Origin of the sequence: Mesorhizobium australafricanum, assembly GCF_033977265.1 — a bacterium.
GTDB lineage: Bacteria > Pseudomonadota > Alphaproteobacteria > Rhizobiales > Rhizobiaceae > Mesorhizobium > Mesorhizobium australafricanum.
Window position 1 is genome coordinate 49,972 of sequence record NZ_JAVIIT010000013.1, and the last position, 20,882, is coordinate 70,853.

The following is a 20,882-nucleotide window of genomic DNA, read 5'->3' on the forward strand; positions in this document are numbered from 1 at the left end:
TGCAGATCTGAAATCGAAAAAACAGCGACCCTGAGTACCGAATCCGAGGAACGTTGGCAATGAACCGCGTATCGGCACCGCAATCGGAAGCTGCCAAAGTATCAGGTAACGGCGGACGGTCCCTTCTCCTGGCGTTCGTCCGCTGGAACACGAACTGGACCGAAGCACTAGACCAATGGTTGCCGCTCCAGCTACGCCTGGACGGCCACCAAGAGTTCAAGAAAAAGTTGCTCCCACCGCTGCTGCTGCCCGGATCGAAGGTCTACGATCTCGGTGGCGGCTCCCAGCCTAGTGTCTCGCTCAAGACGAAATCCGATCTGGCTCTTACGGTCGTCGGACTCGATATCAGTGAAGATGAACTGAAGGCAGCGCCGGTCGGGATCTATGATCAGACGGTAGTGGCCGACCTGTGCACGTATAGGGGCGCTGGCGACGGCGACCTCGTTGTATGCCAGGCCACACTAGAGCACGTGCGCGACACGGCCGGCGCGATGCGTGCCATAGCATCCTGTCTCAAGCCGGGCGGGCGGGCGGCAATTTTTGCGCCCTGCCGCAACGCTGCATTCGCAAGACTGAACCTGCTTTTGCCGCAGGAATTGAAGCGCCGGTTGCTCTATGCGCTGTTTCCGCACAAGGCCGAGGGTCATGACGGTTTCCCTGCGCTTTATGACAATTGCACGCCTCGCGATATAGAGCAGCTCAGCCTGCGGAACGGTCTGGCGGTGGAGCAGGCTTTTACCTATTGGCGAACATCTTATTTCATGATCCTTGTGCCGGCCTATCTCCTCTGGAGAATCTGGCAGCGATTGGCCTTCTACGCCGTTGGACGGCAGGCGGCGGAGTCATTCTGCTTCGTTCTGCGAAAGCGCGACAGGTAGGCCTGATCGACGGGCGAGTGATGCGATGCCCAGGCGAGATACCCGCTGTTCGCATTCACCGGCAACGCCTTCGTCTCGATCAGCAGTTGCCGCGACGCGGGGCGCTTCATGTAGACTGGAGCCCGGTCGCTGTCTCTAATGCATGTCGCCCAGAAGTGTGCAGCGGTCCTGGGACAACGACATGCGTCAAGTTCAGCGCGACGCGCTTAGAGCCGCTGCCGTCTTCGGTTCAAATATACAAAAGCCCGGGCCGCTAAGGGGCGGCCCGGGCTGTCAAATGCTGTCAAATAAAGGTTAGAGCCGGAAAATTCTCGAAACCACTATTTTCCGATCTTGCCGGGAGGGCCGAGATGGATGTGGTTCTTGTCCCCCCAGCCGTTGCCCGGCCATCCACCCGACTTGGCGATCGCCCGGGAGTTCAAGCTCGTGCCGAGCAGAAGTGTAATCGCCGGTGGGGTCACCGCCGCGAAACGCCCTGCCTTCTTGAGAAAGTCGCGACGCGCCTGAGCCTCCGAGACAAGAATCTCCGATGTCCGTTCCGATTTTCTACTTTCCAATGCCATGTCGTGACCCCCTGTTTCTGGCAAATCTATTCTATACACCGCAGCCCAATACACCAGTACGCCAAAAGGCTTAGACTTCTCTCGCGGGTTAATTATATTTTTGCGCGAGAGTAAAAAAGGATGCGAACGATGCGACGTCCGATATCGAGCGGACCACGTCGCGCCAAACCCTCGGCATGCGAGAACCTCCGCGCGCCCCATGCCAGATTGCCGGCCAGACGCAAGGGGGCTCCGAGGAAGGGGTGTTTCGCCGTGAAGACCCGTCTCCAGTGCTGAAAGCGGACCAAAGGGCGCCGCGCGCAGCTTGCCGGGATCCTGGTTCCGAAGAAATGGTGCAGGGCCAGGAGCTGAGTGTCGAGCGCATTGCGAGCGCCCCGATCCGACATGGCTACCCGCAGGGCCGTCCAATCCATGTGGTCGCTTTCCGCCAATTGCGCCAGATCACGAAGGTGCCTGAGGTCAATCCGCCCGCGCCAGTAATCCCCCTCCTTGAGGAGATCGTGCATCGTCCAGTGCATGGCTCGCGAATGCACGGGAGGAATTTTCACGCGGAGGCCATCTCTTTCGACGAGACCGGGCGGGCCGAACCCGTTTGCCTGACTGGCCCGCAATTCCAGCATTCCAGCATCCTGCCGGCGGGCAAGGCCCCGACCACGCGCCACCGGGGCGTAGCCAAGCTCTTCGAGGCATGCATGGGCGGTCGCCTCTTCTACCGGCTCCACAGCCAGATCGAGGTCACTGGTCATCCGGCAAGGGACGTGCTCAGGGACGGAAAGGAACAACGGAATGGCCCCCTTCAGCAGGAGCGGAACGATCTCGCGCCGGTTCAGGGCCGCGACGGCTTCGCTCAACTGGGCGCGCAAGCGCAGGTTCCGTTCCCGGTTGCAGTCGTGAACAAACCGGAGATAGACGCGTACGTCCTGCGGCAGTCGCTGGATCTGGCCGGCACGCACGAGCGACGAGAACAAGTCGGGTGTGAGCAGCGTGTGGTTCGCCAGGGCAATCACTGCCTGCCAGTCGGCGTCCGCGGCCGGACAGCCGCGAAGTCCGGCGATCAGCGCCTCAAGCGCGTTGCCGCTGCGCATCACGGGCATGCCTTCGCAAGCAGCTCGACCGCGTCGTCGAGCCCCGAATAGATCAGGTAATAGGACCCAGCCGATCCGATGAGACTGACCAGCGCATCGAACGCGCTGCAGCTCAGCGTCCGGCCGGGGGCGAACGCGCCGTTGAGCAGGCCGCGCAATGCGCTGGCCGGATCGACCGGCTCCAGGCGAGCTTTCGTGCCGCGATCTCGACGGAGCAGGACCACGCAGCCGACGGGCACGGCAGTAGCTGGCGCTGGCGCAAGCGCCCTGGGCGCCACAAAGCGTACACGTCTTCGGTCCGGCCGGCGAAAGACTGGACTAGCATCGAGATCGGGGCAGCGTTCGGCCAAAAGTGGCCATGCCCCCGCCTTGACTGCCGGAGCGAACGGAAGACCCGTCGCATGCCCGCTTGAATCCAGCAGCGTCACATCATCCGCGGCGAAGCCGAACCCTGCATGGGCAAGCGCCATGGTCAGCGTCGTCTTGCCGGCGCCCGGGTCGCCGCAAAGAAGCACCATGCGTTCATTTCTGAAAAGCGCGGCCGCATGAAGCGCGAGCGCATAGGCGCAGTGATCGAGGACTTCGGTCAGCAACTGCCCTTTCAGCACAACGGGAAGTTCATCGGGCGAACAGGATAAAATCCACTCGCCATCGCGGAAGAGGTGGAGTCGTTCCCCTCGCTCGACCAGTCTAAGCACAATGTCGGCAGCCTCGCTTGAGACCTCGAGATGCCTGAATACTGTGATCGCCGGGAAGGCGAATGCTGCCGGATAGACGATGCGTATGCAAAGCCCGGCGACAGCGACGGTTTGACTGTGTTCGTAGGCCGGCGGGCGGGACAACGGCGCACCGGGACGTATCAGGCCCATCCGTTCCCAACCTTCGAGCGTTGCCTCGACGTGCCGGTCCGCCTCTCGCCTTTCAATGCCGCCGCGAGCAATCTCCACGGCGATAGCCTCCGGCGACATGCCGTCTTGCAGAGAGCACCAGATGTCGGCAGCTGTATCGTTGACGGCGAAGACGGCTTGGCGGGATGAGCCGAACAGGAGGTTCTGCCCGCCAATGCGCGCCAACCGACCCTGGACCACAAACGTGGTGGGACTGCAATCGCCCAAGCCTTGCGCCACATGTCGATAGGCTGCCTGGCGCCGCTTCATCGAGCCCGGGTCCCTCGGGTCGGCCAATGCACGGTGGTGGTTCAAGTCAACCTGCCTCACATCGCTTCGTCTGAAAACCGGGCCACGTCCCGATGCGCCGCAATCCACTTGAGGCGAGCCTTGTCCCAATACTCGCGGGCGCTGGCGCCCGTGAGCACTCGGAAGCCGGACGGCGGCGGCGGCAGGTCAAATGGGATCGACTCGCCGGGCAGCCACAGCAACACATTGTCCCGGCTTTCGATCATCTTGTGCCACGTCCGTCCAAGGCGGCGAAAGCCGCGCATGTTTGCCGTAGCCAGCGCAAAGACCGATCCCGTAATCCTCAGCATCGGAGACTTTTCGGTCGCCTTGATCGGCGCCTCATGCGTGACCTCGCCCTTAGCCGGATAGCCGTGCATGTGGATGAGTGATCCATCGATCCGCACGACCTGACCTGTCCCGTCGCGCGCATTTTTTGCCGGATCCACGCTGATCCCCGAGAAACATTCGTCGAAGAGGCAGTCTTCGACAATGCCGCCGAGCAGGTAGTCGTTTTCCATCGCATCATCCCGTGTTTCACTGAGCCAGCACCCTTTCAGGCGAAAGCCACCCGCCCCCTCGCCGATGCGAATGGCGTCCCAGCAGCGGCGCACGCGAACGCTTTCTATGGTCGCACCGGTGGTTCCGTTCCTGACAAGAAGAGCCGCGCTGTTGCAGTAGGTGTCCTGCCAATCCGACGTTAGCGGCACCTTGCCGTCGAAACGCCCTCCGACGAACCGAACGCCGGGACAATTTTCCACGACAACCGGATAGCGATTGATGGCCAGCTCTCCCTCATCGCATCCCGTCGTTGCATCCGGGTTGCTGTTTCTGCTGTTGGCGACCGTGAAGGACGCCATGCGGGCATCGATTGTCGCTCCGATATCGAGGTCGCGAATGGATTTCTTCTCATAGCCATAGTCGCCGCTCAGCACGATCCGCGTGCCGCTTCCACTATCCGGCTGAGCAGGCGCCTGCCCGCCTTGCGCCTTGGACGGACCGGGCAACAGAGCCAATGCGGTATAGAGGCCAGCAAGGCCCATGAACGAACGGCGATCCATTTTCGTGCTCACGTTCAAACCCGTTGATCTGCCAGTTCACCCAGCCGATGCCTGTCGAGGCAGGCCAGCACTTTCTCGAAGGCCCTTTCCGCCACAACTTCGGGCGTGGCCAACCTCTCCACGTCGATCATCGCCAGCGCGCCGGCGTGATCCTGCGCTCGCATTTCCCTTCCAAGGTCGGCCGCCATCTCGCGGCATGCGCAATCCGCCGCGGACCACAGATCTGGCCCACTGCCGGGAGATGCTCTCTGCATCCTCGATGAGCGATCGTCCCTCGTCAGGAGCCGATCCCGCGCGAGGCCCATTTCGCCCCGCAGATGGACAAAAACCATGTCGTGGATGCCAATGGCCGACAGTATCTCAAGCCACGTCTCGGATGTCGTTCGACGCTTGCTCTTGAGCAAGATGGACCAGAACCCTTGCAACAACCCTTGGTCCATCACGACAATTGAATAACTTTTCGATCTTTCATTCTCTATGAAAGCAACCAAGACCGAAAAATTCCAGATTACTCTTACCGCATCGAGAATAGATTCCTGCCCGCTTTGGATGACAAAGCGCGCTATTCGCACGATCACTGAGCGAAACCTGCGGTCCATCAATCTTGGGACAACAATACCAACCCTGTTTATCTGCCTTCCGATGAATGTTCTTCTCCCCCACGCTACCTTCACCTCGCCGATCAGCGGGCCGCACCGCCGCAAGCTGTCGGCCAACCGGCTCGATGCAGTCGTCTTGCCGATCCCGGGCAGGCCAAAGAATTCGACGAACCGAATGTCCGTTCGAAACGCCCACGCTTCGACGCGTTGCGGCAGGCACGCTGCCAAGTCATGAACCATAGGCGAAGTCATTGGATTTGAGCTGGTGAAGATGGCTCTGGAAACGCCAAGCAACCAAGCAACGTTATCGCTCGTCGTCAGTATTCGAATACTTGCAACGCGGCGTTGAAGGACGGGGCCTTGTTCTCACCCTGCTCGGCCTGTGTCGATCGCTGCACCCCGCGGTAGAACACGAGCAAGGCCAGAGGCAGCCAGAAGAACGGCGCGGTCGATGGACCGAAGGAGTCGCTCATCTGGTTTGCGACAATGTAGTTCAGTACCGCAACCGCCGACCCGAGCACCATCACGTTCGTCTTTCTAGACTCTTCGCTGGCGTCATCGCCGCTCAACGCGCTCAGGACGGCGCCGATCAGATATGCCGTGACGAGCACGACAATGATCGTTATCAACGCGACGCCGGGCACCCCCAGCGTTCTGAAGTAGTCAATGAAGAGGTTGTGGCTGTGGGGGGCTATGTCGCCCACCGTCTGTCCTGCGCCCACTCCGATGAACGGATGCGCCAAGCCCAAATCGATCGATATCGACCACAGTCGCGAACGAGAGATCATCGAGTGCGTCTCGCCTCCGGATGCTTGAGTCGAGAGCAGCTCGTAAGCCCGCGGATTGAGGGAGCGCAGCGCCAGCAAGCTCGTCCCAAGCAGGACCGGCGCAATAGCCACCCCCGCAAGGATAGATACCGGAGCCTGTCTCCGTCTCACCAGGTAGACGCTGTACAGCCCGAAGAAAACGCCCAGACCGGCCACGCCGACAACGAAGTTTGTCTTGGAGCCCGACTTCACCAAGCCGAGAAGCACCACCAGGAGGCAGCCCAGGAGCAGAATTCGGTACCGGCGAGACGCGACCAGCATGGCCGCGACAAGCGGCAGACCAGCCGACAGGGCTATGCCCAACTGGTTCGAGTGCTTGAAATATCCTTCGGATCTATCCGCGAACCGCGCGTCGCCCAAGCCGATCGATACAAGGCAGGACGTTACGACACTCATAATGATCATCACCGTGACGATCCTGTCGATCGCCTCGGAACCCTTCGGCCTGGTGGAAATGGCCGCGACCGCCGGGATGATGGCAAATGCGAATATTTGCGCGAAGACCGCGCGGAACGTTCTGATCGGATTGCCCGCGTAGAGCATCGACAGCAACGAAAAGACGATGATGAGAGCAGCTGTCGTCAGCACTGCGGTCACCAGAACCGCTTCGGTCCGATGAAGGCGTCTCGCTATATCGCCATAGCAGGTCACGCTTACCACGGCGCAGAACAGAGCCAGCAAGAAGGAAAGCGAGCCATCGGTCCCGCCGATTCGTGCGGCGCCGGGGAACCATATCGAAACGATAAGCAGAAGAATGGTTGCTTGCAGCATGGGATGGTCTTGGACTGTGCCGCCAAGGGCAGCCACTTCCTGCTTCTTGGCGCGGCTGTGAATGGGTTGTCGAAGCCGGGAAACAGGCGCTCGGAGCTATCGCGTAGGGCGATTCAAGGCATGCTGCCGCACGGCGGGTGAATACTCCGCATACCTATTCAACAAGCAGCGTAGGCTCAGCCGGCGGATAAGAAAATGAGCGGAAGGGTGCCATTGGGACAGGTCGCCCTACGCCTTTTGTGCGAAGGGCGTCCCGGCTCCCGCGAACCACGCGGACCACAAACGACAGTGGTCAAAAAAATGATCAAAGGCCCACAGTGGGGCGTTGGTACGATGTTGCGGACGTGGGAGACTTGGGGTGCAGCACACTGATTCTTCCACCATAGGAGATCGCCGTGCTTTGGGGCCTTGTCGCAGCTGGCGTGATCGGCATCCTGCTGGGATTTCGCGTTCGCGCCCCTGCGCTTATCGTTGCGACAGCGGTGGTCGTCGTGGCCGGCGCCGTCGTAGGCGATACGGACGGCTGGTTTGATCGGTATCGCCTGCTTTCGATCCTGCTTCTCGTCGTAACGCTGCAATGCGCCTATTTGGTCGGCCTCTTCGTTGGCCTCGTCTGGCGCCGCACCGTGACCCGTGAGCGATGACCCCTCAAGTGAGTCATCTGGATCCGTCGGCGGAACATGCCTTGCTCAAGACGCCTGGTCGAATTTCATCACGGCAAAGACCGTCCGGCCGAGAATGACGACATCGGTCCACATGGACCAGTTTCGTACATAGCGGCTGTCGAGGGCGACACGGCTGGGATAATCCATTGCGTCCCTGCCTGTCACCTGCCACGGGCCGGTAAGGCCCGGCCGGGCTTTAAGATAATCGGCCGCGCAGATGCCGTAGCGTTGCAGCTCGTCAGGAACGACCGGTCGCGGGCCAACGCAGCTCATCTCCCCGCGCAACACGTTGATCAGCTGAGGCAGCTCATCCAGGCTCGACTTCCTGAGGATATGCCCCAGGAAGGTGATGCGCGGGTCGTGCCTGAGCTTCCAGTTCTGCTCCCACTCCCTGGCGGCTTCGGGGTTGCTCGCGAGATGGTCGACCAGAACCTGCCCGGAGTTGGCCACCATGGTCCTGAACTTATAGCAGGCGAAGGGTTTGCCACCGAAACCGACACGGGTGTGGGAGAACACCGCCGGCCCGCGGTCGGACAGCCTGACCAAAAGGGCGATCACCACCATGACCGGGGCGGCCAGGACGAGCGCGACCAGCGCGACTGTGACGTCCATCATCCTCTTGCGACGGCCGCCCAACGGACGACGGTTATGGCCGACACGAGCGCCGGGCCTGCGGGGTTTTGTGTCAAACGCACTGACTGTCACGGGTTTGCCAAGAAGTGCCATTGGAGTGGAGTGCGGTTCAAATTCAGTTCCTGCGCACAACTTCACAGCGACGGGTTATCCCGGACAAGAGCCGCAAAGGAGGTAGCACTCTGACCGCCGAGGGTTACCCCCTTAGCCTTATTTCAAAACACCCCATGTCACTCGCCCATCGGCTGGCGAGGCAGCGCAACCCCTGGGCTCACCTGCAAGCACAATAGCGGTAGCGGACCTGGCGCTCGCATTCATTCGGAGATGGCCACGTCTGGCCACAGCGGCGGGCCTAAGTCTTCCGATCCAAACGACGTATCAAGCGCATCCGATTGCCGTGGTAGAAGTTCGAGCAAGTTCGACCCTACGCTGCGCAATGAAAATGCTGAAATGAAACATTGGAACTGGATCCGTCTTGGGGGCCAGTCGAAACCGCATCAAAATACAGGCCTTCTCCGAGACAATTCAGGAAATCCGGACCCAAGCCGAAAATGGGCAAGCCGGCAAAGGTGCTCGAGGCCTGAACGAATGCGCATTTCGCGCCCATATCGAGATCCCACGAGATGGGGTTACCGACCAAGCCTGCAGCAAGCCGGCCCGATCGGGAGGAGCGCGCAAAGTGACGTACAGATCAATGCCGTCATCATTTGAGGTCCTGGCAAGGTCGGCTGCTCGCCCCGTTTCCGAGATCGACGTTGAGGAGGCGCTTGCGATCGTGCGCGAGCAAATAGCCTTGCTCGATCTCGATCTCACCGGCCTGACAGTGGTCGTTGGCGCCGCCACGGGATACCGGGCAATAGCCGCAACAGCCGCCGCGCTGGCCAACGCCGGTCGCGTCATAGCCCTCACCCGGGACTCCCAACGACGCCCGGGCGTGCCGACGGCAGGCTATGCGACGTTGGCATTTGCCAAGTACGCCAAAGTGTCCGACCGCGTGGAAGTGACGAACAGAATCGATAGCCGCAATTGGCAGAACGTCGACCTTCTCGCGAACTGTCTCCAGATCGGGCCGATTTCGCGGTCACTCGCCGAGCTCCTGCCCTCCCGTGCGGTGATTTCGCTGATGGCTGAGCCGTGGGAGCTCAGGCCAGGCGTCGTGGACTTCGAGGGCTGCGACGATGCCGGCATCAAAGTAGTGGCGCCCAACCTCGGCCATCCTGCCATAAGCGTGTTGGCTGATTTCGCGCGGCTATGCTGCGTCCTTCTCGACGACGCCGGCATCGATCAACGCGGCGCCGAGATCGCTGTTGTCAGCGATACGCCCTGCGGACCAGTCATCGAGCATTCGCTCCGCGAGCGCAGGGCGAGAGTGAGTATGTTTGCGCACCCGTCGATCATGACCGGCAACAAATGGGATGTGATCGTTGCCGCGATGCGGCCTTCGGACAAGCCGGCAATGGATATTAACTGTCTGGGTCGCATTTCCGAGAATTCGCGCAACGCGCTGTTGGTGCAATTCAGCGGCGAGATCGATCGCTCCGCCGCTCACTATTTCGGCCTAAGGGTGTGGCCGCCGAAGCGGCCTGCCCGCGGGCAATTGGGCCTGCCGCTGGAGGCGCTCGGTGCGGCTCCGACGATTCGCAAGCTGATGGGCGGGCTGAAGGCTGCCGAAGCCGCGTATCGCGGCGCGGAGCTGGGGCGCGACAGCGTTGGATTCATCGTCAAAGCCGGAAAGGCCGACCGGTGACGCGCCGCTTTTTCAGGAAAAAGGCCCCGCCGGGGCGGCCGACCCCTCTGAGTGTCATGCCACCAAACCGGCAAAGCGGCCCTTTACAGCATCATCTCTCTAAGCTTGTACGCCACCTCCGTGCGGTTCGTGGCCTTCAGCTTTTTCATTATGTTTCGGATATGGACCTTGACGGTGCTCTCACACAGGTTGAGCTCATAGGCGATTATCTTGTTCGCCTTGCCCTTCCTCAGCGCCTCCACAACAGAGGCCTCTCGCGAGGTGAACATGCCGGTGAGTGGGCGAGCGCTGTTTGCAGTCGCGTGGATAACTTCGCGAAGCGCCAGTATGCAGCTGGCGGGTACGAAGATTCCCCCGGCGCGGGCGAGACCGGTGGCCTCGGCCGCAACCCTCACGGTCACGCTTGTTGGAATATAGCCGCGAGCGCCACTTTCAAGAGCCGCCAGAACCTCTCCCGGTTCGTCGGAATCGGCCACCACGATCACCGGTACGGCGCCGACCTCGGCAACGAAATGCAAGAGGTCCGCCCGAACGCTCTGGTCGGTGACTTTCCTGGCGCCGAGGATCACCAGGAAAACGGATGGTTCCGACGCGTCTGCGATGTGCCGGAGTTCATCAAGCGATCCCACCGCCCGGACACGGAAGGCCGGATGGTGTTCGACCAGGCCGCGCGCGAGGCATTCTCGCTCGAGTGCGCGTTTGTCGACAATTACGACGAGGCCGTCGATTGTATGTTGTTCTTCGAAACCGGGACGGCCGACCCCATTGCCATCCGGCAGATACCCATCATGCACTGTTTCAGTTGTGTCGTTCCAAAGATCGGGAATTCGAGAGTACCCCATGCTACTTACTCCTCTCCGCCACCCATTCTGCTCTTTGTTTATCCTTCCTTGTCTTTGCAAGGCCCTTCTTATCAACAGAATGTCCCATCCAAGGCGTCTCAGCCTGATGCGTTTCACCAAAGGCCACGGGGGTATGTTGGGACGTCGATCCGACGTCCGGCGTACATGGCTACTTCGCCCAAATGAGGCAGCCGCCCCGCGACCCAAGTTCATACTACGACGTTGTGGAGAACCCGCATTAATCAGGGTTAACAATTTGCTAATTATATCTTAGGTGGCTAATTTAAGCCAAAAGTATTGCAACTAATAATTGTCTTTTCGGAATACGCATCCAGGGGTAGAATACGGATGCTTTCGCGTGGATGTAGCGGGTCGATCCACTCCGATGATGGCCGCAACGGCGACCAGCGACGCCCCTGTTGCGTTGCCACTCAACGTAAGCTTCTTCACTATGCCACCATCTTCCGTGGCGTGCGAGTGCGGACCTCCGGTTGCGAAAACCCGGTTCGGGAATGTTCCATCTGGCGGGGCAGGCTTTTGAGTTTGCCGCCCCCCGCGCTGAGCTGACGTCAGAACTTCATGTTGAAGACCGCCCGAACGGACTGGTCGGAGACACCGGAGGCGAACTGTCCGTTGTAGGACACACCGAGCATGGTGGCGGGGGTCAGCGCGAAGTCGAGACCCGCTTCGATGACGGCCGCATCGCGCGCGATCGGAACGCCGGCGATGGGGAACGCCGCGCCGCCCGCGAAGGCCATGGTGGAGAGCGGTGTGACGTCGCCGAAAGCATGCCGCCAGCCGAGCGTGCCCTTGGCGGTCGCGTCGATGCCGCCCAGCGTGAGGCTGTTGGAGGCGCGCAGGCCGAGCGTGGCGAAGGTGGCTTCCGTGTTCGCCGCCGCGCTGGTGAGGGCCGCGGCACCGCCCCGCTCGGTGAAGCCATCCGCGTGCAGGCTCACATAAGCGAGGTTGGCGAAGGGCTCGAAGGCGAAGTTGCCCGCGCGGATGCCGTAGCCGAGTTCACCGAAGACCTGCGCCGTGCCGGCGTTGTAGTCGCCCTTCAGGCTGTCGCTGAAGCCAGGGAAGACAACCGTCCGGTCCGTCGAGATGTCATGCCAAGTGTAGGCCGCGGCCGTGCGGAAGGCGAGAGAGCCCCACTGCGTCCCGCCATAGAGGCCGACATGATAGTTGTCGCTCGTGCCCGATGACCTGCGATCCCTCACGTTGAAGGTGGTGCGGCTGTAGCCGGCGACCGCGCCGAAGCGCCACGTCTCGAACACCGGAGCGTCGGCGCCGATGAAGACGCCGCCGGTCGAGCGGTTGAGACGCGCGGCATTGCCGTCGCCGTCGCTATGGCCCCAGGAGCCGAAACCCTGGCTCCAGACCGCGAAGCGGTCGGTGGTGGCGGGCACAAGCACGGGTTCGCCGTCGGCATAGCCCGTCACCGGGGCGCTCGCCGCGCCGACACCCTCGAAGGCCGCGCGCAGGCGGTCATTGACCGCATTGCGCAGGAAGCGGCTGTCCTCGATCAGCGCCGTCTTCGCCGAGGCGTGGATCTCGCCCGAGAGTTGGTCGAAGGCCGTGCGGGCCTGATCCGCCGATAGGTTGGCCACCGCGTCATAGACTGGGTTGTTCCAGCCGAGGCTTTCCGTCCCGGCACCCGTCGCGATCTGGTTCAGGGTCAGCCCGATCCCATGGAAGGTGATGTCGTTGCGCCTCAGCCTCAGATAGACATTGCCCGCGTCATAGCCGAGCGTCGGATCGAGGAAGGCCAGGTTCGAGGTGACGCCCGCGAAGGTGCCGCTCACCCCGCCTCCGGCGCTCAGGATCGTATAGTCGGTCTGCGGCTTGTAGTTGCCGGCCCCCGCCAGCACGGTCACCGTGCCGCCATTGATCGTTGCCGTGCCGGTCGCGTCGATCCGGTCCGCCTGACCCGCCGCGTCGACCTCGACCTCGTAGATCGAGCCGGCATTGAAGGCGGCGTTGCCCGCGACGTTGAGCGTGCCGATCGAGTTGCCCGGCGCGATGGTGCCCGACACCGTGGTGCCACCGACCGTGCCAATGCCTTGCAGGCGGCCGCCAGCACGCACATCGAGCGTCCCACCGAGCTTGCCATTGACCGCCAGGATGCCGTTCTCGACCGAGGTCGTGCCGGAAAAGCCGCTGGAATCGCCGGCGAGCTCGGTCTTGCCCACACCGATCTGGCGCACCGCTCCGCTGCCCGAGATGCCGCCGCCGAAGGTCACCGTGTCACCGCGGTTGAAGGCGAGCGTGCCGTTGTTGACGACGTTGCCCACGATCGACCCGGACGTGCCGCCGTCGCCGAGTTGCAGCGTGCCGCCGGAGATCGTCGTGCCGCCCGTATAGGCGTTGTCCGCCGTCAGGATCAATGTGCCGGCGCCGCGCTTCGTCAGGGAGCCGCCGGCGCCGAGCGTTTGCTTCAAGGTGAAGGCGTTCGACGCATCGACGATGTCGAAGCCGCCGCCATTGGTGCCCCAGTCGATCGTGCGCGTCGTGGAGGTGAAGCCGGTTCCGGTGACCTGCAATGTGCCACCGTCGAAGGTCAGCGCACCGGCAGCAGCGCCGAGGCTGGAGTCGCTCGACACCGACAGCACGCCGCCGGAAAGCGTGGTCCCGCCGGTATAGGTGTTGGCCCCGGTCAGAGTGAGCGTGCCGCCGCCCGTCTTGGTCAGACGGTTGCCGGTTGCCCCGTCGCTCAATGTCGAGCCGATGACGACCGACACGGCGTTATCGACCTGGATCGTCGCGGCCGAGCCCGTGGCCGGGTTGAAGGCGAGCGTGCCGCCGTTCAGCCCATAGCCGTTCGTCGAGAATTGCAGCGTGTCGAAACTCTGCACACCAGCGACCGCGACGGCCCCGCCGGCCGCGCCGGCGAACACGCCGACCGAACCGATCCAGCTTCCGTTGATTTCGGCCTGGCCCGGCTGGCCGGTCCAATTGGTGCCGGCGGTGCTCCAGGTTCCGCCGCCCCCGTCGATCGTGCCGTTGCCGGTCGCGTCGGCCCCGTCCCAGAACTGCATGTATTGGCCGGCATTGAGCAGCGCAAGGTTCACCTGATTGGGAATGGTCGTCTGGACATCGGCGTTCGAGAACCCGGCCGCATTCACTGTCCCGAAGCTCCCGGCGAGCGCACCGCCATAGTTGAACAGGCGATAATAGCCGGCCACCGGCGCGCCCTGCACGTTCAGCGTGCCGTCGAGCCTCAGATTGCCGGTGACCTTGACGAGATCATTGCTCGCGCCGCCGACGACGCCGGGCGCATTGAGCTCGAAATTCGAGATGGAGCCGGCCGTGAGCGTCAGCGAGCCCATGGTGAGCGTCCCCGGGCTGTGGCCCGCGGCGAGCGTGCCGCCGCTGTTCACCGTCACCGTGCCGGCAATCGTTCCTGTCCCCGACAACGTGCCGCCGCTGTTGACGATGACGGTGGCCGCGTTGCCGACCGTGTCGCCGAACCGGCCGTCGACGCGCAGCGTGCCGGCATTGACGTTCGCGGTTCCGAGGAACTGGTTGCCGACGGAGTTCGATCCCGTCAGGCTCGTCATGCCGGAGCCATCCAGATTGAATTGGCCGCCGGCGGCGCCCGTCACCACCACATTCGCGAAGGTGACATCGTCGCGGCGGTTGAGCGACAGGGTTGCGCCCCCGGAGATGCCGACGCGGCTCGATCCGCTGATCGATCCCGACGTGCCGCCGTCGCCGATCTGGAGCGTCCCGCCGAACCCGATCGTCGTGGCGCCGGTATAGGTGTTGGCGCCGCTCAAGGTCAGGGCGCCGGAACCTGTCTTCGTCAGCGCGATCGAACCGGTTCCGTCCCTGATCACGCCGGAGAAGGTCGAGGCGGAATTGTAGTTCGCCGTCAATGTCGCCGCTGCGCCGCTGTCATTGGTAACGGTGCCCGCGCCGGAAAGACGATTGACGGCGGCATCGCCGTTGATGTCGAGGGTCGCCCCCGATGCAATGCTCGTTCCCGCGGCGTTCCGTGTGAAAAAGCTGCCAATCTCCGCGAACCGCAGCGTGCCGCCGTCGATGGCGATGGATGAGGCGCCACTGATGACTCCGGCACTGGGGTCCAGCACGACCGTTCCGGTGTTCGTGGCTGAGCCGAAATGCACCGTCGCACCGCCGCCCAATCCCCCCATCTGGACTAAGCCGTCCAACGTCAGCGTCCGGCCTGTCGAAGCCGAGACAGTGGCGGACGAGCCGGTGGCGAAAGTCACCGCATTGGTGAGAACCCCCGACACCGTCGAATTGAGCGCGCCGCCGCCGGTTAGCGTCACCTCGCCTGTTCCGAGCGCCCCCATGTCGCCGATGTTCAACGTGCCTGCGTTGATCGTCGTGCCGCCGGTGTAGGTGTTGGCGCCGCTCAAGGTCAGGGCGCCGGAACCTGTCTTCGTCAGCGCGATCGAACCGGTTCCGTCCCTGATCACGCCGGAGAAGGTCGAGGCGGAAGCGTAGTTCGCCGTCAATGTCGCCGCTGCGCCGCTGTCATTGGTAACGGTGCCCGCGCCGGAAAGATGATTCACGCTGGCATTGCCGTTGATGTCGAGGGTCGCCCCCGATGCAATGCTCGTGCCGGCGGCGGCCTGTGTGTAATCGCTGCCGTACCTCCCGAGCCGCAGCGTGCCGCCGTCGATGGCGATGGATGAGGCGCGATGGATGACTCCGCCACCGGGGTCCAGCACGACCGTTCCGGCGTTCGTGGCTGAGCCGAAATGCACCGTCGCACCGCCGCCCGATCCCATATTGACACGGCCGCCCAACGTCAGCGTCCGGCCTGTCGAAGCCGAGACAGTGGCGAATGAGCCGGGGGCGAAATTCACCCCATTGGTGAGACTCCCCGACACCGTCGAATTGAGCGCGCCGCCGCCGGTCAGCGTCACCTCGCCTGTTCCGAGCGCCCCCAAGTGGCCGATGTTCAACGTGCCTGCGTTGATCGTCGTGCCGCCGGTATAGGTGTTGGCGTTGTCGAGCGTCAGCGTGCCCGCCCCGTCCTTGTTCACACGCCCCCTGCCGCTGATCGCACCGCCGAAGGCGACAGCGTCTGAGCGGTTGAACGACAGAATGCCGTCATTGGTCACGTCGCCTGTGATCGAGCCGGCCGTGCCGCCATTGCCGAGTTGCAGCGCGCCGCCGGCGATCGTGGTGCCGCCGGTATAGCTATTGTTTCCGGTCAGGATCGTCGTGCCGGCCTCGACCGTTACCGACCCGGCGCCCGAAACGGTCGGCGCAAAAATGTAGTTCGAGGCCGTGTGGTTGAACACGATGCGGCCGGTGCCGGCGCCAAACGCAACCGATGCTGTGTTCAGCGTGCCGGGCGCCGCTGCCGGCTGGCCGGAGGCCGCGCCGATGTTCAGCGTGCCGGTCGAGCCGGCCCGGCTGGCAATCTCCATGCTTGAAGCGGAGACCATGCCCCCGTTCTGGATCGTCAGCGTGCCGGTGCCGAAATCGCCGACATAGAGATCGCCGGAATTGGTCCACGTCGAGCCGCCGCCATCGACCGTCGCGGTGCCGGTCGAGTCGGCGTGGAAGCCGAGATACCCGTTGATGTTGCTGACCGCGCCGCCGTTCTGGATCGTCAGCGCGCCGGTGCCCCACGTGCCGACATAGAGATCGTCGGAATTGGTCCAGGACGAGCCGTCGACCGTCACGGTACCGGTCGACTCGGCCCAGGCGCCGATCCAGCCGGTATCATTGCTGACCGCGCCGCCGTTCCGGATCGTCAACTCGCCGGTGCCGACCCAGCCGACAGCGAGAAAGCCGGAATTGGTCCAGGACGAGCCGTCGCCGTCGACCGTCGCGGTGCCGGTCGAGTCGCCGTTGGTGCCGATGTACCCGGTGTTGCTGACCTTGCCGCCGTTCTGGATCGTCAGCGTGCCGGTGCCTCCCCGGCCGACATGGAGATCGCCGGAATTTGTCCACGTCGAGCCGACGCCATCGACCGTCACGGTGCCGGTCGAGTCGGCGTGTAAGCCGAGATACCCGTCGATGTTGCTGACCGCGCCGCCGTTCCGGATCGTCAGTTCACCGGTGCCGGAATAGCCGACGTAGAGTTGGTCCGCTTGCGCGCCGGCTGCACCGACCACCGTCGCGTTGGGAGTGACCCTGTCGACATACGCGTCGACGCCGCTGGTCGGAACGCCGCCCGCCCAGTTCCCGGCGTCGGACCAGTCGGACGAAACGGCGCCGGTCCACTCCTGGGCGAGCGAGGGCGTCGTCGTCGCCAGTGCCAGCCCGAGCGCGGCCATGGACGCGGCGCCAAGCAATGCGCGGCTGATGCGCAGTGCGAGCCTGCAGGCGAGCAGGAATGACCCGGTCCCTAACCTCTTGCTATTGCCGCGCCCCACGGCGAATGCCGCCAGTTTTTCTTTCGCAGGGTCTACAGTCCGCTCGACTGATACCCTTCCCCTTGATGCATCCCGCACAATAAATCTCTTCCCCTGCTGCAGCGAGCGCGCGGCAGATTGCGTCCCACTAAAGGCTCTGATTTTCTTGACCTAGGCTAATTGCTGGCAACCGAACGCCATGTCATGCGGCTCCGTTACTTGGCATTCCTTGCAGTTTTCTCGAATCTACCCACCGGAAGCAAAGCGCGAGCGCCGCGATTCCATGTTTGCATAGAAAGAGTTAGGCCGCTCCAAGAACGCCTGTTGCCGGTACGCGCGCTCGGCATTTTTCTGCGCGTTACGTCTGCCGTTGCGCGTATCGTCTGCGAGCGCCCGCCGGTTCGGCGAATGTTCACGAAGCGGCGTCTCGGCGGGCGAACTGAACCTATCGAGCGCAGCGTCGAAGATCTGAGCGAACGCACAGTCCACCGGAAATGGCAAAAGGCTCGGTGATGGCCGGTCTGGCGATTGTGGCACTTGTGCTGCCGGCGAGACCAAGCTGCGTTGCGCTACTCCCGGCTTCGTCGCTACGGAGGTGTTTTTGTCATATTGGCAGAAGCGTATATCTCTTCATCAGCCGGTGCCGTATTTAGCGAGTCCTCGTGCTAAGCCCCAACCGGTCAGGCCCGGTGTTGCGCACTGTTGGAATATGCACCCAGGAGCAGAATCCGGATGCTTCCGCGTGGATCTAGCGCTAGCAGGACCGGCTGGCGAAAGCGCCGGCTGATCCAACGCCAGGCAAGCAACGATCCCGCTTCCCTGGCCTCTATTCGAACGAGTAGGTGAAGCCATCCGCCGACGCGTCGACGATGACTTTTGTCATCTTCTTGCCCTCGAGCGAGCGATTGAGCACGCCGCGGCTGAGTTCCGGCAGCAGCGTGTTGGTGAGGATGGCGTCGATCATGCGCCCGCCGGACTCGATCTCGGTGCAGCGCGCCTTGACCAGGTCCATGACACCGTCGCCAATCACAAGCTCGGCGTCGTTAGTGGCCCTGAGCCGGCGCGCGATCTTGCCGAACTGGTGCCTGGCGATCGCCTCGATCATCGCGTCCGAGAGCGGATAGTAGGGAATGGTCACCACGCGGCCAAGGAAGGCGGCAGGAAACACTTTCAGCAGCGGCGCGCGCAAGGCGATATCCAGATCGTCGATGCCCGTGCGCACGGTGCCGTTCTTGGTGCGGCTCATGATGACGTCCGAGCCGACATTCGAGGTGAGCAGGATCAGCGTGTTCTTGAAGTCGATCCGGCGGCCTTCGCTGTCGTCCATCATGCCCTTGTCGAAGACCTGGAAGAAGATTTCGTGCACGTCGGGATGCGCCTTCTCGACTTCGTCGAGCAGGATCACCGAATAGGGTTTCCGGCGCACCGCCTCGGTCAGGATGCCGCCCTTGCCGTAGCCGACATAGCCGGGCGGCGCGCCCTTCAGCGTCGAGACGGTGTGCGCTTCCTGGAACTCCGACATGTTGATCGAGATCAGGTTCTGCTCGCCGCCATAAAGGGTCTCGGCAAGCGCCAGCGCAGTTTCGGTCTTGCCAACGCCGGAGGGGCCGCAAAGCAGGAACACGCCAACCGGCTTTTCCGGCGCGCCAAGGCCGGCGCGGCTGGTCTGAACGCGCCTGGCGATCATCTCCATCGCATGGTCCTGACCGACGACACGTTCGGACAGCGTCGCGGCGAGCTTCAACGCCTTCTCGGTCTGGCTGGACAGCATCCGCCCCGTCGGAATGCCGGTCCAGTCCTGTACGACCGCAGCCACGGCGTTGCGGTCGACCGACGGCAAGATGAGCGGCGTCTCGCCTTGCGCGGCGGCGAGTTCGGCCATCAGTTCGCGCAACCGCGTGAGGTCGGCGGCGGCTTCGTCCACGGGTTCCGCGGAAGCTGTTTCGGCTTTTGCAGCCTTGGCCCCCTTGGCTTTCGAGGCTTTGGCTTTCTTGGCCTCGGCCGCCTTGGCCTCGGCTGGTTTTTGCTCGGCCAGCTTTTGCTCGGACGCCTTTGCTGCGCGCTCCGCGCTCTCCGTCTCCGCAGCGGCCTCTTCTGCCGCCGCCTCATCGAGCGGCACGCCCTCACCGCGCAATCTGGCGCGCAGGTCGAGTATTTCGGCCACCAGCGCCTTTTCCCGGTCCCAGCGGGTCTGGGCGGCGGCCAAAGCGGTCTCGGTTTCAGCCAGCCCGGTGTCTACGCGGACCTGCCGATCGGCCACCTCGATGCCGATCGCCGCCTCGCGGCCGATGATGCCCCGCTCGACCTCCAAGGCCTGGCGGCGGCGTAAAATGTCCTCGACCTCGGCCGGCGTCGCATGCTGTGAGACGGCGACACGGGCGCAGGCGGTGTCGAGCAGGCTGACCGCCTTGTCCGGCAATTGCCTGGCCGGGATATAGCGGTGCGAAAGCGAGACCGCCGCCTCGATCGCCTCATCCAGGATCTGCACCTTGTGATGCTGCTCAAGCACGCCGGCAACCCCGCGCAGCATCAGCACGGCCACCGCTTCCGAGGGCTCGTCGATCTTGACCACCTGGAAGCGACGTGTCAGCGCCGGGTCCTTCTCGATATGTTGCTTGTATTCGGCCCAGGTCGTTGCGGCGATGGTGCGAAGCTCGCCGCGAGCCAATGCCGGTTTCAAGAGATTGGCTGCGTCGCCGGTACCGGCCGCGCCGCCGGCGCCGATCAGCGTATGCGCCTCGTCGATGAACAGGATGATCGGCACCTCGGAGGCCTGGACCTCGTCGATGACCGTCTTCAGCCGCTTCTCGAACTCCCCCTTGACGCTGGCGCCCGCCTGCATAAGCCCGACATCGAGCATGCGCACGCTGACATTCTGCAACGTCGGCGGCACGTCGCCCTGGGCGATGCGCAGGGCAAATCCTTCCACGGCCGCCGTCTTGCCGACGCCGGCCTCGCCAGTCAGGATCGGGTTGTTTTGCCGGCGCCGCATCAGGATGTCGACGATCTGCCTTATTTCCGGATCGCGGCCGACCACTGGATCGATCTTGCCGTCGCGGGCGCGCTGGGTGAGGTCGGTGGCGTATTTGGCTAAAGCCGAATCCCCGCCCGGACCACGCTTCACCGGCGCCTCGGCGGCAGGAGCGACAGCAGGCGAGCCGGCTTCGAGCGAGCCTTCGGTGACATCGGCGAAGCGCGAAATGACGCCATCGGCGTCGATCTTGTCGAACTCGGCGCTGATCTTGGACACCAGGCCTTCCAGCACCGGCGTCTTCAGGCAGGCAAGCAGGATATGGGCGCTGCGCACCTCCTCGACACCGAACTCCAGCGTCGCCAGGTTCCAGCCCTCCTGGATGGCGTGGAAGATGTGGTCGGAGAATTCCTCCACCGAGGTGGCGCCGTAAGGCAGCTTGTCGATGGCACGGGTCATGTCGCCGGTCAGCCGGCTGACATCCAGTCCGGCGTCGGCGACGATCATCTGCACATCCGAGCGCTCGGACAGCACCAGTTGCTGGATGAAATGGGCGAGCTCGACGTAGGGATTGCCGCGCAGCTTGGCCGTGTCGGCCGCAGCCTTGAAGGCGCGCACCCCAGTGGCGTTAAGCTTGGCGACCAGTTCCTTACGCTTGAAGCTCTGCGATGACCGGCGCTGTTCCATCGAACCTGCTCCCGCAACCTGCCGACCGTACCCTGCC

At 63.1% G+C, this 20,882-nt stretch carries 13 protein-coding genes; 3 read left to right on the plus strand and 10 right to left on the minus strand.

Going from position 1 to position 20,882, the window contains the following annotated elements; all coding sequences use genetic code 11:
- Nucleotides 1-59: 59 nt before the first annotated feature.
- Nucleotides 60-878 (plus strand): class I SAM-dependent methyltransferase, encoded by an 819-nt coding sequence (locus RFM98_RS22800; protein ID WP_320310944.1) that lies wholly within the window; start codon nucleotides 60-62, stop codon nucleotides 876-878.
- A gap of 320 nt (nucleotides 879-1,198) precedes the next feature.
- Here the strand turns inward: RFM98_RS22800 and RFM98_RS22805 are convergent, their stop codons facing one another.
- The 6 genes from RFM98_RS22805 to RFM98_RS22830 all read right to left on the minus strand — a co-directional run bounded on the left by RFM98_RS22805 (nucleotide 1,199) and on the right by RFM98_RS22830 (nucleotide 6,959).
- Nucleotides 1,199-1,441 carry a hypothetical protein gene (locus RFM98_RS22805; protein WP_320311044.1) on the minus strand — a complete coding sequence of 81 codons (243 nt, stop codon included), beginning with the start codon at nucleotides 1,439-1,441 and terminating at the stop codon, nucleotides 1,199-1,201.
- Between the two features lie 92 nt (nucleotides 1,442-1,533).
- Nucleotides 1,534-2,526: a nucleotidyltransferase family protein gene (locus RFM98_RS22810; protein WP_320310945.1), complete on the minus strand. Its 993-nt coding sequence runs from the start codon at nucleotides 2,524-2,526 to the stop codon at nucleotides 1,534-1,536.
- Nucleotides 2,526-3,683, minus strand: a complete 1,158-nt coding sequence (locus tag RFM98_RS22815) for an aldolase (RefSeq protein WP_320310946.1) — start codon at nucleotides 3,681-3,683, stop codon at nucleotides 2,526-2,528. Before RFM98_RS22815 ends, RFM98_RS22810 begins: the two co-directional genes overlap by 1 nt.
- A 56-nt stretch (nucleotides 3,684-3,739) precedes the next feature.
- Complete coding sequence (locus RFM98_RS22820; protein ID WP_320310947.1) at nucleotides 3,740-4,762, minus strand: hypothetical protein; 1,023 nt, start codon at nucleotides 4,760-4,762, stop codon at nucleotides 3,740-3,742.
- Nucleotides 4,763-4,776: 14 nt separating this feature from the next.
- Nucleotides 4,777-5,601: a hypothetical protein gene (locus tag RFM98_RS22825; RefSeq protein WP_320310948.1), complete on the minus strand. Its 825-nt coding sequence runs from the start codon at nucleotides 5,599-5,601 to the stop codon at nucleotides 4,777-4,779.
- A gap of 77 nt (nucleotides 5,602-5,678) precedes the next feature.
- Nucleotides 5,679-6,959 carry an O-antigen ligase family protein gene (locus RFM98_RS22830; protein ID WP_320310949.1) on the minus strand — a complete coding sequence of 427 codons (1,281 nt, stop codon included), beginning with the start codon at nucleotides 6,957-6,959 and terminating at the stop codon, nucleotides 5,679-5,681.
- 395 nt (nucleotides 6,960-7,354) lie between these two features.
- On the opposite strand from RFM98_RS22830, the gene RFM98_RS22835 reads away from it, so the two are divergent.
- The gene (locus RFM98_RS22835; RefSeq protein ID WP_320310950.1) at nucleotides 7,355-7,603 is read left to right on the plus strand and encodes a hypothetical protein; all 249 of its coding nucleotides are present in this window, start codon (nucleotides 7,355-7,357) and stop codon (nucleotides 7,601-7,603) included.
- A 45-nt stretch (nucleotides 7,604-7,648) separates the two neighbouring features.
- Here RFM98_RS22835 and RFM98_RS22840 read toward each other — a convergent pair whose 3' ends face one another.
- Nucleotides 7,649-8,236, minus strand: coding sequence for a sugar transferase (locus RFM98_RS22840; RefSeq protein ID WP_320310951.1), 588 nt, complete (start codon nucleotides 8,234-8,236; stop codon nucleotides 7,649-7,651).
- Nucleotides 8,237-8,936: 700 nt separating this feature from the next.
- Here RFM98_RS22840 and RFM98_RS22845 point away from each other — a divergent pair.
- The gene (locus RFM98_RS22845; protein ID WP_320310952.1) at nucleotides 8,937-10,004 is read left to right on the plus strand and encodes a hypothetical protein; all 1,068 of its coding nucleotides are present in this window, start codon (nucleotides 8,937-8,939) and stop codon (nucleotides 10,002-10,004) included.
- An 83-nt stretch (nucleotides 10,005-10,087) separates the two neighbouring features.
- On the opposite strand, the gene RFM98_RS22850 is transcribed toward RFM98_RS22845, so the two are convergent.
- From RFM98_RS22850 to RFM98_RS22860, 3 genes are all read right to left on the minus strand, one after another.
- Nucleotides 10,088-10,846 (minus strand): LuxR C-terminal-related transcriptional regulator, encoded by a 759-nt coding sequence (locus tag RFM98_RS22850; protein WP_320310953.1) that lies wholly within the window; start codon nucleotides 10,844-10,846, stop codon nucleotides 10,088-10,090.
- A 569-nt stretch (nucleotides 10,847-11,415) separates the two neighbouring features.
- Entirely contained in the window at nucleotides 11,416-17,109 is a 5,694-nt protein-coding gene (locus RFM98_RS22855; RefSeq protein ID WP_320310954.1) for an autotransporter domain-containing protein, read from the minus strand.
- A gap of 904 nt (nucleotides 17,110-18,013) precedes the next feature.
- Nucleotides 18,014-20,845 (minus strand): type VI secretion system ATPase TssH, encoded by a 2,832-nt coding sequence (locus RFM98_RS22860; protein WP_320310955.1) that lies wholly within the window; start codon nucleotides 20,843-20,845, stop codon nucleotides 18,014-18,016.
- Nucleotides 20,846-20,882 lie beyond the last annotated feature (37 nt).